Here is a 14,560-nt window from a genome sequence, read left to right as displayed (position 1 = left end):
ATGATTACTATCAATAATTTATCCAAGACCTACGGAACTGCCACAGTTCTTAATATTGAGCATCTTGAAATCCCTAACGGTGAAACATTTGGACTGGTAGGAAATAATGGAGCCGGAAAAACCACGCTTTTCAGTCTTATGCTTGATCTTATTCAGCCTACTACAGGCTTTGTAAGCATCGAAGATATCAAGGTGAATGAATCTGAAGCCTGGAAAAACAAAGTCTCTGCTTTTGTAGATGATACTTTTCTGATCGGTTATCTGACACCGGAAGAGTATTTCTATTTCATCGGAGAACTGAGAGGGCAGAATAAAGCTTCCATCGATGAATTCCTGAAGCCTTTCCATGATTTTTTCAATGGTGAGATCCTCAATTCAGGAAAATACATCCGCGATCTTTCAAAAGGAAACCAGAAGAAAGTGGGAATTGTAGGAGCAGTGATAGGAAATCCGGAGATCATTATACTGGATGAGCCTTTTGCAAACCTGGATCCTTCTACCCAGATTAAGCTTAAAAATTTAATTAAAGAGCTTTCAAGGCAGGATGGAGTTACTTTTCTGATTTCAAGCCATGACCTTTCGCATACTACAGAAGTATGCAACAGAATCGTTGTTGTGAATAAAGGACAGCTTGTAAAAGATATAAAAACCAATCCGGAAACGCTAAAAGACCTTGAACAGTATTTTGCAGATCAGGTCTCTACCCCTGCAGAGGTTTAATTGATATACAGAATAAATGAGCATAGAATCCCAAAACGTTACGGACTATCCTAACAGCAACACTATTTTTATGGTGTGGAAACTTAATGACAGCCCACAGCTGAAAAGCATTTTCCAACAGCTTTGTGTTTTGGTTCTTAACCTTAATAATTCTGTTTTCAACAGATTCCCGGACAGCAGGGCTAGTTGTGTGTTGGGAATTGGCTGTGAAGGATGGAAAAAACTGGAACTGCCAATGCCTCTGCCTAAAGAACTGGTTAATTTTGAAGAGATTAAAGGAATAAAACATACAGCGGTTTCTACGCCGGGCGACCTTCATTTTCATCTGAGAGCGGATAATAAAAGCCTTATTTTTGATATGGCTATCGAGATCTCAAAACTTTTAAGCGCTGTTGCAGAAAGTATTCTTGAAGTCCACGGATTTAAATATTGGGATGCCCGTTCCATTCTTGGGTTTGTAGACGGAACAGAGAATCCGCATGGTGAAGACCGCGATTATTTTGCAAAAATTGGAGATGAAGATTTGCGGTATAAAGGCGGCAGTTACTTATTCGTTCAGAAATATCTTCATAATATGGATGCCTGGAAAGGTCTTTCAACAGGAGAGCAGGAAAAAGTGATCGGAAGATCGAAGGAAAATGACATAGAAATGTCGGATTCCGTAAAACCATCCAATTCCCATATTGCTTTGGCTAATATTGAAGGTGAAAACGGGGAGGAGCTTAAAATTGTAAGAGATAACATGCCTTTCGGAAACCCTTCTACAAATGAATTCGGGACTTATTTTATTGCCTATTCAGGTACATTCAGCACAACAAAGAAAATGCTGACCAATATGTTTATCGGAGATCCACCGGGGAATTATGACAGAATTTTAGATTTCAGTACAGCAGTTACGGGAACACTTTTCTTTGTTCCCACCAGAAATATGCTGGATGAATTTTCGGGATAAAAAAGACCGGAGAAATCTTCCCCGGCCTTTCTATCAATTATTTTAAATAGGGTCTTCCTCTATCGGTGTTGCACACATATCTACATGCACCATGCACATTCCCTGGCACGGATTGTCCGTGGGAACACTGCAGCACGCATAATAACCATTATACTGAACAAGATACCAGTTCGCAGGACAACGTGGAATGACTGAACCTCCAAAGACTTCTTTCAGGTTTTCTCTGCTGAATTTTTTTAAATTTTTCATAGGATTAGTTTTAAATATTTATCTCACTAATATATGAAATTATATAATTGTAATTAATTTAAAATTTTGAATATCAATATTTTATCAGAATTAAAAAGCCTCAGGGATACTGAGGCTTTTCTATCAATTAATCTCTATATATTAAATTTATTTCAGGCTTCCTACCATATTTTCAGGCTTCACCCATTCGTCAAACTGTTCAGCCGTTAAAAAGCCAAGATTTACGGCTTCCTCTTTTAAGGTAGTTCCGTTTTTATGAGCGGTTTTTGCAATCTTCGCAGCATTTTCGTAACCGATGTGCGTGTTTAAAGCAGTAACAAGCATCAAGGATTTGTCTACCAACTCTTTAATTCTCTCATGATTCGGTTCAATACCTTCCGCACAGTGATCGTTGAATGAAATACATGCATCAGCAATTAACTGGGCAGACTGAAGAAAGTTATACGCCATAACAGGTTTGAAAACATTAAGTTCATAATTTCCCTGTGTTCCTGCAAAAGATATAGTCGTATCATTTCCAAGAACCTGGGCACAAACCATGGTCATTGCTTCATTCTGTGTAGGATTTACTTTCCCGGGCATAATAGAAGATCCCGGCTCGTTCTCAGGAATATGTATTTCCCCGATTCCTGAACGGGGTCCTGAAGCTAATAACCTGATATCCTGGGCTATTTTGAATAAAGAAACAGCCAGCTGTTTTAATGCTCCGTGAGATTCCACAATGGCATCGTGAGCGGCTAATGCTTCAAATTTATTTTCAGCTGTAACAAATGGGTGGTTCGTAAACTTCGCAATATATTCTGCTACTTTTACATCATAACCGTTTGGCGTGTTAAGCCCTGTACCTACTGCCGTACCGCCCAAAGCAAGCTCGGAAAGGTGTGGAAGGGTATTTTTTAAAGCTTTCAGGCCATATTCAAGCTGAGCTTTATAGCCTGAAAATTCCTGTCCAAGTGTAAGCGGGGTAGCGTCCATAAGGTGTGTTCTCCCGATTTTTACAATATCTTTAAAAGCTTCCGCTTTTGCAGCAAGGGTATTCTTTAGTTTTTCAACAGCCGGAATAGTTACTTCCACCACTTTCTTATAAGCGGCAATATGCATGGCTGTGGGATAAGTGTCGTTTGAAGACTGAGATTTGTTCACGTCATCATTCGGATGAATTTCAGAGTGATCGCCTAAAGTTCCGCCATTATTGACATGGGCTCTGTTTGAAACCACTTCATTGATGTTCATATTCGACTGTGTTCCCGAGCCTGTCTGCCAGATCACTAATGGAAACTGGTCATTCAGTTTTCCTTCAAGAATTTCGTCACATACCCTGGCGATCATATCTCTTTTCTCAGCGGAAAGAACTCCAAGATCAGTGTTGGTGTAAGCCGCTGCTTTCTTTAAATAAGCAAAAGCTTCAATGATTTCGTGAGGCATAGAACCTTCCGGTCCGATCTTAAAATTATTTCTTGAACGTTCAGTCTGCGCTCCCCAAAACTTATCTGCAGGCACCTGAACTTCTCCCATAGTATCCTTTTCGATTCTGTAATTCATTGTGATTGAAATTTTTATAAAGTTAATCATAAACGCAGAATCACGCAATTTATAACCATTATAAATATCGATATGCATGACTGATTTTACTCATGTTTTTTAAGGATGGCGTATTTTTGCACAAACAAAAATTGAATGGATTTTAGATATCAGGATCCGTATCCGATCCAGAAAGATGATACGGTGTATAAAAAATTGACATCAGATTATGTAAAGGTTGAAAAATTAGGAGAAAGGGAAATTTTATCCATTGATCCGAAGGGGCTGGAGCTTCTGGCTGAAGAAGCCATGGCGGATGTTTCTTTCATGCTCCGTTCTTCACACCTTGAAAGTCTCAGAAAAATCATCGACGATCCGGAAGCGACTGATAACGACAGATTCGTAGCTTACAATTTATTACAGAATGCTGCAGTTGCTGTGGAAGGAGCTCTTCCTTCATGTCAGGATACCGGGACGGCTATTGTAATGGGTAAAAAAGGAGAAAATGTTTACACCGGAGTTGACGATGGTGAATACCTGAGTAAAGGGATTTACAATACTTACCAGAAGAGAAACCTAAGATATTCTCAGGTAGTTCCTTTGACGATGTTTGAAGAGAAAAACTCCGGATCAAACCTTCCTGCACAGATTGATATTTATGCTAAAAAAGGAGATTACTATGAGTTTCTGTTTTTAACAAAAGGAGGAGGTTCTGCCAATAAAACATTCTTATATCAGAAGACAAAATCATTACTGAACGAAAAGTCTCTTGAGGCATTTGTAAAAGAAAGAATTTCAGATCTTGGGACAGCTGCGTGTCCGCCTTATCACCTGGCTCTGGTCATCGGAGGAACTTCTGCTGAAGCGAATCTGGCTGCCGTGAAAAAGGCATCTGCAAAATATTATGACCATCTTCCGACAGAAGGAAACGAAGCGGGACAGGCTTTCAGAGACCTTGAGTGGGAAGCTAAAGTTCAGAAAATCTGCCAGGAAAGTGCTATCGGAGCACAGTTTGGAGGAAAATACCTTACCCATGATGTAAGAGTGATCAGACTTCCGCGCCACGCCGCATCCTGCCCTGTAGGAATGGGGGTTTCATGCTCCGCGGACAGAAATATCAAAGGCAAAATTACAAAAGAAGGTATTTTCCTTGAACAGCTTGAGCAGGATCCAAAAAGATTTTTGCCGGATACTCCTCCGCACCTGGAAGAGGCTGTTGAGATCAATTTAAATAAGCCAATGCCGGAAATATTGGCTGAGCTGTCTAAATATCCTATCAAAACCCGACTGAAATTAAACGGAACCCTGATCGTTGCCAGGGATATTGCCCATGCAAAGATCAAAGAGATCATTGACAGCGGAAAACCGATGCCGGAATATTTCAAAAATCACCCGATCTATTATGCCGGACCTGCAAAAACTCCGGAAGGAATGGCTTCAGGAAGCTTTGGACCTACGACAGCTGGAAGAATGGATGTGTATGTTGACGAGTTTCAGAGCCACGGCGGAAGCATGATCATGCTGGCCAAAGGAAACAGAAGTAAGGATGTTACCAATGCCTGTGGTAAATATGGAGGCTTTTATCTGGGATCCATCGGAGGACCGGCGGCCATCCTTGCCAAAGACAATATTGTATCTGTAGATATTGTGGATTTCCCTGAATTAGGAATGGAAGCCGTAAGAAAAATTGAAGTAAAAGATTTCCCGGCATTCATCATTACAGACGATAAAGGCAATGATTTCTTCGCAGATCTTGCCCACTAATAGTTTAAAATCAAAATAAATTATAAAATAGGGCTTGTATCTTTTGTGTACAAAACAAAAAAGTCCTATTTTTGCCTAAAATCTTAAGAGAATGATAACGATTTTATCAGCATTTTGGCCGTTCTACCAGTTCCTATGGACTGTATTCTTTATAATTATGTTCTTAGTAGGATTCTGGTGTATCTTCATGTTCTTCGGATTGGTAATCCCAATGTGGCTAACTGAAGGTCTGAAAGAATATTTCGGAAAAGTAAAACCTTTCGACCCTGAAGATATCAGAAGAAAACAGGTAAATGAGCAGGAAGGTGTAGAAGTAATCTTCAGCAACCCTAAAGGGAACGGGCCTTTCATCCACGATCACGGACATCATCATTAATTGATTGTCATTGCTTTTTCACCTTAATTCTGAAAAAGTAATATCAAAGCAAAACAACATATATAAACCGCTTAATCTATTAGGCGGTTTTTTATTATCCGTTTCTCAGCTTCTCAGGGGATACTCCAAATTTTTTCTTGAATGCCCTGGTGAAATTCTGAACATATTCATAGCCGCATTCAATGGCTATTTCTTTGACCATAATTTCTTTGTCAATAATCATTTTCTTTGCTTTAAGCATCCTCAGTTCCGAGATATAATCTGCCACGGTCATCTTATACTGGGATTTAAATTCCTTTCTGATCTTATTCTGGTTAATGCCTGTAAGCTTTCCTATATCTTCCGCCCGGATATTCTTATGATAATTTTCATCAATGAATTTTTTGACCACAAAAGAAATCCCCGGCTCAGTCTGCAGTTTATTTTTCTCATTGAACTGTTCAAAAATAAGAATGAGCAGCTTAATGATTTTAGCCTCAACAAATAACCTCTGCATCATTCCTTTTTTTGAATAGCTGATCAGCTCATTTAAGATCATATGCATTTCCACCGTCATATAAGGCGGTGTCTTTTTATGAAGAAAGATATAATTGTTTCTGATCATATTTTCCAGAATTTCCGCATTCTCCCTACTGGATTCAGGGTCGATGAGGTTAAAGATATACTGGTAATTGATCTGTATATGGAAATATTTTATGGCTTCCTGGTTTTCTGTCCAGAGTTCTGCAGCGCTTTCCTGTGAAGAATAATGAAGGATATACTGGTTTTTTCTAAATAGAAATTTGGTCTCGCAATCATGGATTTCCAGCCTGATATTCGGACTCAGCAAAAAAAGAAGACTGAAACTCGCCCTGCTCTGCACCATATGTAATCTTGAATACTTTTCAGGCTGTTCATCTTCCTGCATCACAATTCTGATATTTTCGGAGCTGAACACTAATCCGCTATTGGTTAGATTCTTCATATGAAAGACTTTTACTGGATGGTACAATTTGGAATTAACCTCTACACCGATAACAAAAAGTTTGGAAATGATAACTCGCGGTTAAGAATGTAAAGTAATTTTGCGCAAAATTAAATTAAATTTAGAATAATTAAAAATAATATTAAATATGTTTCAAAATTTACATTCTGCAATCCGTAGAATAGGGGCCGGTTTGGCCTTGCTAAACATCGCAGGAGGTTATCTGTATGCTCAGCAATGGGAGGATGTAGGAAGTGTAGCGGGAGTTTCAGCAGCCGGGGCCGGTTACAATAATCTGGCGGTAGATCAGGTGGGAAATTATTTTCTGTCTTATTATGATACTTCCGTTGCCAGGGGCTCAGTACAGAAATTCGACGGAACTTCGTGGTCTTATGTTGGAGGATCAGCAGGAATTACTGAAGGAACGGCAACCTTTAATTCATTATCTCTTGACAGTGCCGGAAATATTTTTTACACCCATCAGATCGGTTATCCGGGTTCGGGAATTGCAGTACGTCAGTTTAACGGAACTTCGTGGACGTCTCTTCCGGATGCGACAGGATCTTCAGTCAACTATCATGCTTCCGCAGTTTCCCCGTCCAATGTGCTGTTTACATTCGCAGGGCAGAACTCGGGAACTGTGCAGCGTTATGTAAATGGTGTATGGGAGCAGGTAGGAAATACGGGCTTTTCTAACGGAGCTACATTTGCAGAAATGGTCATAGGATCTAATCAGAAAATATATACCAGCAATGTATCTGCCGGACTCAGGGTATATGAGAACAGTACTTCGGCAACGGCTACAGATACCTGGACTTTAGTGGGAGGAAGCATTGTGGATGCTGCTGATTCTTCAGAACAGTATACATCAGATATTGCAATAGACGGGAACAACAACCTTTACGTGGCATATGTTTCAAGCTCTGCGAACGGGCAGAAATTAAATGTAAAGAAATTTGAAGGAAACGCATGGGTACAGCTTGGTACCGCTAATTTTTCCAGTGGAAAAGTACAGCATGTCGCTATAGCAGTAACCCAATCCGGGCAGCCTTATGTAGTGGCCAGCCGTTTTGAAAACGATGATTTATTAAGAAATACAGTTTATAAATTTGATGCCGCTATCCAGGACTGGGTGACTTTTGGTGGAGATTTTATTTCTGCCGGAGAAGCAACATATAATGATCTGGCCATAGACAGAACAAACGGTTATTTGGTATTAGCCTATTCTGAAGACGTTGCCAGGGTTAAAAGAATCCCACTAAATGGAATCCCGCCGGGCTGTACCAATACAGATCCGGGGAGCAATGCCGGAGATACAGGCTGCGTAACTTTTACCTACCAGGGACAGCCGGTCACTTATGCAACGGTAAGAGGTGGCGACGGAAATATCTGGCTGCAGCAAAACCTTGGAAGCTCTCAGGTTGCCTCTACAATGGGCGATGAGGCTTCATATGGAGATCTTTTCCAGTGGGGGAGATGGGATGATGGGCATCAGCTGAGAAATTCAGCTACGGCGGCACCCACCTCACCTAATTCACCGGATGGCCTAGGTGGTATAAATGCCTTTATCATAGGATCTCCTTCATGGTGGGATGTCTTTGCTGCTACGGATCAATGGACAGCCTCCAACCCTGCCAATGTATCGAATGATGTTGGGGCAGACCCATGCAGAGCGGTTGGACCAGGATGGAAGATGCCTTCTCAGGCAGAATGGACCGGTATTGTTAATTCAGAGAATATTGCGAATCCCGGAACGGCTTACAACAGCCACTTAAAACTTCCGGCATCAGGCTTCAGAAGCTCTTCAAGCGGTGCCCTTACATTTGCCGGTCAGAGAGGGTATTTCTGGAGCTCAGATACATCTAACTCAGGAGGGAAATATTTATATATAGGCTCTACCATTGCGAACCCTTCTTCGGGCGCGATGAGAGGGCAGGGTTCTGCCGTAAGATGTATAAAAACAGCTTCCGCATTGGGAACATCCGATATCATCCGAAATACTGATGCCGTGGGAATTTATCCAAATCCTACGAATGGAATCCTTAATATCAAGGCAGATTCATTAATTGAAAGTGTAAATGTTATTAATATGGTTGGGCAAAAACTAAATAATGTACAGTATAACAACAACCAGATCAATATGAACGGACTTCCGAATGGAATTTATATTGTAGAATTAAAGTTAAAGAATGGACAGAGTTTTTCTAAAAAAATTATTAAAAACTAAGTCTTGGTACGTTTGATTGATCGGCAAAGGCTTTTTTAGGAAAGCCTTTTGTTGTGAAGATCCGGGGGTAATATATTTTAAAGCATAGTTCATTACAGTTACTTTTATGGTAAAGGCTCATGAAATTTTTTCATGGGCTTTTTTTGTATTACATTTTCAACAAAAAATGAAGGAATTAAAAGAAAAATAAATCCTATATTCGATAAAAAAATAAAAATGAAGAAGTTTTATTCCCTTATCTATCTGTTTGTTGCAGCCTTTGTTTTTGGGCAGATCAACTACACGATTGCTCCGAATCCGTTCAATGAAACGGATGCTATTACTTTAACCGTTCCCGGAGATCAGATTGACGAAGCGGCCTGGGGAGTTTCAAATAATGCAGTTTATATCTGGTCCTGGTCTTTTGACACCAATTATCAGAATAGCCAGGACTGTCCTACCAACGGCAGCTGGAATAACTCCAACGACCTGAATAAGCTCACTTACAATTCAGGGACAGATACTTATTCCTTAACTTTTACTCCTACTGCTTTTTACGGTAGAACAGGGATCGGAAGGTTCGGGTTTCTATTAAAAGATAAAACGGGAGCTCACCAGACTTCACCCGATATATTTGTTAATGTCGGGATTTTAAATTTAAACTTAACCAATCCGGCGGCAAATAGCCTGACTACGGTTCCGGTTGGAAACTCAGTCAATATTACTGCGACAACCAATGTTGCCACAACCTTTCAGTTAAAAGCAAACGGAACAGTTGTCAATTCTACGTCTACTCCTTCACAATCATACAGTTATAGCTATACAGTAACTCAGGATGCTAATATGGAACTGACTGCAACAGATGTCAACTCAAACTCAAAGAATGCCACATTCATGCTGCAAGTCCCAAGAAATGTGGTTTCAGAAGCAATTCCAGGCTGGATGAGACAGGGAATTAATTATAACCCTACAGATAATACAAAAGTAGGTCTTGCGCTTTATGCCCCTCATAAAAGCTTTGTACATGTCATTGGAAGCTTTAATAACTGGACGGTGAATGACTCTTATTTAATGAAAAGAGATACTACCAATCCTGATCTTTACTGGATTGAACTGAACGGACTGACTCCGCAGCAGTTATATACTTTTCAGTACAGAACAAATGATTTGAAGAAAGTGGCAGATCCTTTCTCTCCACAGATTCTTTCCTCTTATGATGATCAGTGGATTTCGGCAACTACTTATCCAAATCTACCTGCATTTCCAGCAGGCCAGGATTTTGAAGTTTCGATGTTTAAAACAGGTCAGGCGCCTTACAACTGGCAGGTGACCAATTTTCAGAGACCTGCCAAGGAAAATCTTGTGGTGTATGAATTATTGCTGAGAGATTTCACGCAGGAAAAAAACTGGCAGTCATTAATCAATAAGATAACGTATTTAAAGAACTTAAATATTAATGCGATTGAGCTTCTTCCTATTATGGAATTTGAAGGGAACCTTTCGTGGGGTTACAACACATCTTTCCATTATGCACTGGACAAGGCTTACGGAACTCCTGAAAAATTCAAGGAATTTGTTGATCTGTGTCACCAGAATGGAATTGCAGTAATTCTGGATGTTGCTTTTAACCATGCAACAGGGCGTTCGCCATTAGTAAGACTCTGGAATATTGATCCGGATGGAGATGGTTTTGGAGATATTGCTGCCAATAATCCTTACTTCAATCAGGTACCCAAACATTCTTATAATGTGTTTAATGATTTCAATCATTCAAGTGCAGCAACTAAATATTATGTTGAAAGGACTTTACAGCAATGGCTGACTGAATATAAAATTGATGGATTCCGTTGGGACCTTACAAAAGGATTTACCCAAAACTGCTCTGCCAATGATGAAGCCTGTACCAATGCATATCAGCAGGACAGGGTAGATGTTCTTAAATATTATGCTGACAAACAGTGGGGAATCGATCCGAATTCCTATATGATTTTTGAACATTTGGGAACCGATGCGGAAGAACAGCAGTGGGCTAATTATAGAATTGCAGAAGGAAAAGGAGTGATGCTTTGGAATAAACAGACTGAACCCTATAACCAAAACACAATGGGTTACAAGGAAAACAGCAGCTATGACAGAATGAATCACAGCCTTCACGGCTTTACCAATATGCATGCTGTAGGTTATGGGGAAAGTCATGATGAAGAAAGATTAATGTTTAAAAATCTTGCTTATGGAGCAGTAAATGGAAGTTACAATGTTACCAATCTGAACACTGCTTTGGAAAGAATGAAAACTTTCGGAGCAACATTCTTTACCATTCCGGGGCCGAAAATGATCTGGCAGTTTGGAGAGCTGGGATATGAATTCAGTATCAACAGATGTGCAGACGGTACGATCAGTAACGGATGCAGAACAGATGAAAAGCCTGTTGCTTTTACTTTAGGATATGATACCAACGCCAACAGAAAAGCAGTGTATGATACCTGGGCCAAAATTATCAATATCAGAAATACCTATCCGGTTTTCAAATCAAAAACATATACTGTAGAATCCAATAACCTTACCAACGATCCTGAAGGATTGATTACCAGGATTTATGTGTATGACAATACAATAACGGGAGTGAAAAATGTGGTAGTTTTGGCGAACTATACCACGGCATCTCAGAATGTCGTTCCTTACTTTCCTTACACAGGACAGTGGCAGAACCTGATGGATAATTCTGTTTCTAACATCGCTTCTACAACAGCTCCTATTACCTTGCAGCCAGGAGAGTTCAGGATTTTTGGAAATTATGCCGGTGCACTGTCAGCATCTGATGTGAATGCAGCCAATAAACTCTCACTTCAGATTGCAGATAATCCCGTGAAAAACGGTGTGGCAAAATTAATATATCACAAAGCTAAAAACGGAGAGATTGTTATTTTTGACATGAGCGGTAAAAAAATGGATTCCATTCAATTAAATACCGAAAGCGGAACTTATGAATTGAAAACGAATTATCCGCCGGGAACCTATTTGGTTCACCTGCGGTCTGAAACCGGTACTGCCATTCAGAAGATGATTATTAAATAAAAAAAAGAGGGACAATAAAACATTGTCCCTCTTTTTTATTGACAGCACAGAATATATAAATCTACTTTTGTCAATTAAAAATATTAGTCTACTTTTGCAGTAGATTTATCAAGAAAGGTGGAGGGATTTGGCCCTATGAAACCTTAGCAACCTGCACGGCTCTAAAAAGTGTAAAGGTGCTAATTCCAACCCGGTATGGGGAAGATGAGAAAAGTCAATATTCTGACAGCAATTCCATTTCTTGAAATCTTTTATGTCTGCGGATGAGGTCCGTAGAACTATTGTATCATTAATTTACGAGGACAAAGATGAAAAAATTAAGCCTGTCTGTTATACTCCTGGGAGCTGTTTTGGTGAACGCACAGGAGCAGGAAAAAGGAAATCAGATCGAAGATGTAATTATCGTAGGAAACAGGAATGCTAAAAGAACAAAACTGGAAACACCGGTTCCTGTAGATGTTATCAATATAGAAAAGCTGCAGAAATCTGCTCCGCAGACGACGGTTCAGGATCTGCTGAATTATGTGATCCCGTCATTTAATTCTGTAAGACAGTCGGCATCCGACGGGACAGAACATATTGATCCTGTTACCCTAAGAGGAATGGGGCCGGATCAGGTTTTGGTACTCATCAATGGAAAAAGAAGGCATACGACTTCATTGGTCAATTATCAGAATACCGTTGGAAATGGATCTGTAGGAACAGATCTCAGTACGATTCCGGTGATTGCTATAGACAGAATAGAAGTTCTGAGAGACGGAGCCGCCGCACAGTATGGTTCTGATGCCATTGCAGGAGTTGTCAATATTATTCTTAAAAAAGATATCGGAGCATCAGCATCGGCATCCTATGGAATTACAGGAAGAAATGATGGTGAAACCTATCAGGCCGGAATCAATTACGGATCTTCTCTTGGGAAAAAAGACAGCTATGTGAATCTTTCTCTGCAATTGAGCCACAGGGGAAAGACCACAAGAACCCAAAATCATGATCTGGATATTTTCGGAGACAATTTTGCCTATGAATTTGCCAATGATCCTATCGCAGCCAGAGCTGCGGATGACCAGATTATTAGAGAAAGAGGTCTCACCCGGAATGACTTTAATTTTCAGATCGGAGATGCCCAGATCAGACAGGCCCAATTGTTTTTTAATTCCGAATATCCTTTAAGTGAAAGCTTTAAGCTGTATTCTTTCGGAGGTTTCAGCATTAAAGAAGGAAAGGGCTTTGGATTCAGAAGGCTGCCCGGAGAAAAAGATAATGTGGTTTCCTCTATCTATCCAAACGGGTTTCAGGCCTCTTTAAACTCACAGGTTTACGACTTTTCTTATGCTGTTGGAGCAAAATATAATGTCAATAACTGGTTGCTTGACATTAGCAATACATTTGGAAGCAATACCTTCAATTATAATGTAGACCATACGAATAACGCATCTCTAGGAGCAAAATCTCCAACGGGCTTTTATGCAGGAGCACACAGCTTTCTTCAGAATACGGTGAATCTTGATGTTTCTAAAAATCTGAATCAGTTTAATATAGCATTTGGAGGAGAATTCCGTTTTGAGCAGTACGAGATCAAACCGGGAGATGAAGCTTCTTACACCCGGTATGATATCAATGGAAATCCTGCAGTTCCGGGTTCCACAGTGCAAGGAAATGGCGGGTCACAATCATTTATTGGCTTTTCGCCGGACAATGCGCTAAAGAAATCCAGGCACTCAACAGCGGTATATGCTGATGTTTCTTATGATATCGCTAAAAAACTGAATATAGATCTGGCAGGAAGATTTGAAAATTATTCAGATTTTGGAAATACACTGAATGGAAAACTAGCTATGAGGTATGAATTTGTAAAAGATTATGCAGTACGGGCATCTGTGGGAAGCGGTTTCAGGGCTCCATCACTTCAGCAGCAGTATTTTAATAATTCCTATGCCGATATCTCCACTTCAGGATCCGGAATTGTCACCAAAGGGATTTTCAGGAACGACAGTGACGCAGCCGGAGTGCTCGGATTTGATCAGTTAAAGCAGGAAACATCGGTCAATGCCAGTGCTGGATTTACTCTGAAGCCTGCCAGCAGACTTTTTATAACCGTTGACGGATATTGGATCAGGGTAAAAGACAGAATTGTGATCACCAGCAATATCGAAGATCCAAGACTGGCTCAGTACAATGTAGAAAGCGGAAGATTTTTTGCCAATGCCATAGATACAGAGACAAAAGGAGTGGATGTAGTCATTACCTACGATTGGAAACTGGGTGGAGGAAATTTAAATATCAATCTGGCGGGAAATTATACGGAAACTAAGATCACAGATTTCCATTTTCCCGAAAACTTAGTGCCTTCCCAGGATGAATTCTTCGGGCCGGACCAGATTAATATCATTGAAACCCTTTCTCCTAAGACAAAAGCTTCATTAGGGTTGAATTATGCGATTGGAAATTTCAATTTCATGGTGAGAAATACGTATTTTGGTCAGGTCATAAGAGATGGGCATCCGTTTGGAAAGGTTCAGAAGTTCTCTCCTAAAGTGGTTACCGATGTGAGTGTAGGCTATGATATAACAAAAAATATAAATCTCACCATAGGAGCCAATAATGCTTTTGATGTGTTTCCGGACCTTCAGATCTATGAAAATTCCTATTATGGAGTATTTAAATATGCGCCGGTTCAGATGGGAACGCTGGGGAATTATTTCTTCGGAAGACTTAATTTTAATTTTTAACTGC

General features: G+C 40.1%; 10 protein-coding genes and 1 riboswitch. Of the genes, 7 read left to right on the top strand and 3 right to left on the bottom strand.

What is annotated here, in order from left to right; translation table 11 throughout:
- Window positions 1-720, top strand: a complete 720-nt coding sequence (locus J4Q03_RS10115) for an ABC transporter ATP-binding protein (protein ID WP_426048064.1) — start codon at window positions 1-3, stop codon at window positions 718-720.
- A gap of 16 nt (window positions 721-736) precedes the next feature.
- Window positions 737-1,672, top strand: a complete 936-nt coding sequence (locus J4Q03_RS10110) for a Dyp-type peroxidase (RefSeq protein WP_426048063.1) — start codon at window positions 737-739, stop codon at window positions 1,670-1,672.
- Between the two features lie 42 nt (window positions 1,673-1,714).
- Here the strand turns inward: J4Q03_RS10110 and J4Q03_RS10105 are convergent, their stop codons facing one another.
- Window positions 1,715-1,921 carry a bacteriocin-like protein gene (locus tag J4Q03_RS10105; RefSeq protein ID WP_426048062.1) on the bottom strand — a complete coding sequence of 69 codons (207 nt, stop codon included), beginning with the start codon at window positions 1,919-1,921 and terminating at the stop codon, window positions 1,715-1,717.
- A gap of 147 nt (window positions 1,922-2,068) precedes the next feature.
- Window positions 2,069-3,463, bottom strand: a complete 1,395-nt coding sequence (fumC, locus tag J4Q03_RS10100; protein ID WP_426048061.1) for a class II fumarate hydratase — start codon at window positions 3,461-3,463, stop codon at window positions 2,069-2,071.
- Window positions 3,464-3,598: 135 nt separating this feature from the next.
- Between fumC and J4Q03_RS10095 the strand changes: the two genes are divergently transcribed.
- Both J4Q03_RS10095 and J4Q03_RS10090 read left to right on the top strand, forming a co-directional pair.
- Window positions 3,599-5,206, top strand: coding sequence for a fumarate hydratase (locus J4Q03_RS10095; protein WP_426048060.1), 1,608 nt, complete (start codon window positions 3,599-3,601; stop codon window positions 5,204-5,206).
- Between the two features lie 91 nt (window positions 5,207-5,297).
- A complete protein-coding gene (locus J4Q03_RS10090) occupies window positions 5,298-5,582 on the top strand; it encodes a hypothetical protein (RefSeq protein ID WP_174772309.1) in 285 nt (94 codons plus the stop codon).
- 94 nt (window positions 5,583-5,676) lie between these two features.
- Here the strand turns inward: J4Q03_RS10090 and J4Q03_RS10085 are convergent, their stop codons facing one another.
- Entirely contained in the window at window positions 5,677-6,546 is an 870-nt protein-coding gene (locus tag J4Q03_RS10085) for a helix-turn-helix transcriptional regulator (RefSeq protein ID WP_426048059.1), read from the bottom strand.
- 148 nt (window positions 6,547-6,694) lie between these two features.
- On the opposite strand from J4Q03_RS10085, the gene J4Q03_RS10080 reads away from it, so the two are divergent.
- From J4Q03_RS10080 to J4Q03_RS10070, 3 genes are all read left to right on the top strand, one after another.
- Window positions 6,695-8,773, top strand: a complete 2,079-nt coding sequence (locus J4Q03_RS10080) for a T9SS type A sorting domain-containing protein (protein WP_426048058.1) — start codon at window positions 6,695-6,697, stop codon at window positions 8,771-8,773.
- 216 nt (window positions 8,774-8,989) lie between these two features.
- On the top strand, window positions 8,990-11,827 hold the full coding sequence (locus tag J4Q03_RS10075; protein WP_426048057.1) for an alpha-amylase family glycosyl hydrolase: 2,838 nt from the start codon (window positions 8,990-8,992) through the stop codon (window positions 11,825-11,827).
- A 102-nt stretch (window positions 11,828-11,929) separates the two neighbouring features.
- Window positions 11,930-12,038, top strand: a riboswitch (SAM riboswitch).
- A 97-nt stretch (window positions 12,039-12,135) separates the two neighbouring features.
- On the top strand, window positions 12,136-14,556 hold the full coding sequence (locus tag J4Q03_RS10070; protein WP_426048056.1) for a TonB-dependent receptor plug domain-containing protein: 2,421 nt from the start codon (window positions 12,136-12,138) through the stop codon (window positions 14,554-14,556).
- The last annotated feature ends 4 nt before the right edge of the window (window positions 14,557-14,560 follow it).

It is taken from the genome of Chryseobacterium sp. NFX27, assembly GCF_049887855.1.
GTDB lineage: Bacteria > Bacteroidota > Bacteroidia > Flavobacteriales > Weeksellaceae > Chryseobacterium.
This window is presented reverse-complemented; position numbering and strand designations above follow the sequence as displayed.

Excerpts from the sequence above, each read along its gene's own strand:
- J4Q03_RS10115 (WP_426048064.1), top strand. The coding sequence starts at position 1 with ATGATTACTATCAATAATTTATCCAAGACCTACGGAACTGCCACAGTT.
- J4Q03_RS10090 (WP_174772309.1), top strand. The coding sequence starts at position 5,298 with ATGATAACGATTTTATCAGCATTTTGGCCGTTCTACCAGTTCCTATGG.
- J4Q03_RS10085 (WP_426048059.1), bottom strand. The coding sequence starts at position 6,546 with ATGAAGAATCTAACCAATAGCGGATTAGTGTTCAGCTCCGAAAATATC.
- J4Q03_RS10070 (WP_426048056.1), top strand. The coding sequence starts at position 12,136 with ATGAAAAAATTAAGCCTGTCTGTTATACTCCTGGGAGCTGTTTTGGTG.
- J4Q03_RS10080 (WP_426048058.1), top strand. The coding sequence starts at position 6,695 with ATGTTTCAAAATTTACATTCTGCAATCCGTAGAATAGGGGCCGGTTTG.
- J4Q03_RS10095 (WP_426048060.1), top strand. The coding sequence starts at position 3,599 with ATGGATTTTAGATATCAGGATCCGTATCCGATCCAGAAAGATGATACG.
- J4Q03_RS10105 (WP_426048062.1), bottom strand. The coding sequence starts at position 1,921 with ATGAAAAATTTAAAAAAATTCAGCAGAGAAAACCTGAAAGAAGTCTTT.
- J4Q03_RS10075 (WP_426048057.1), top strand. The coding sequence starts at position 8,990 with ATGAAGAAGTTTTATTCCCTTATCTATCTGTTTGTTGCAGCCTTTGTT.
- fumC (WP_426048061.1), bottom strand. The coding sequence starts at position 3,463 with ATGAATTACAGAATCGAAAAGGATACTATGGGAGAAGTTCAGGTGCCT.
- J4Q03_RS10110 (WP_426048063.1), top strand. The coding sequence starts at position 737 with ATGAGCATAGAATCCCAAAACGTTACGGACTATCCTAACAGCAACACT.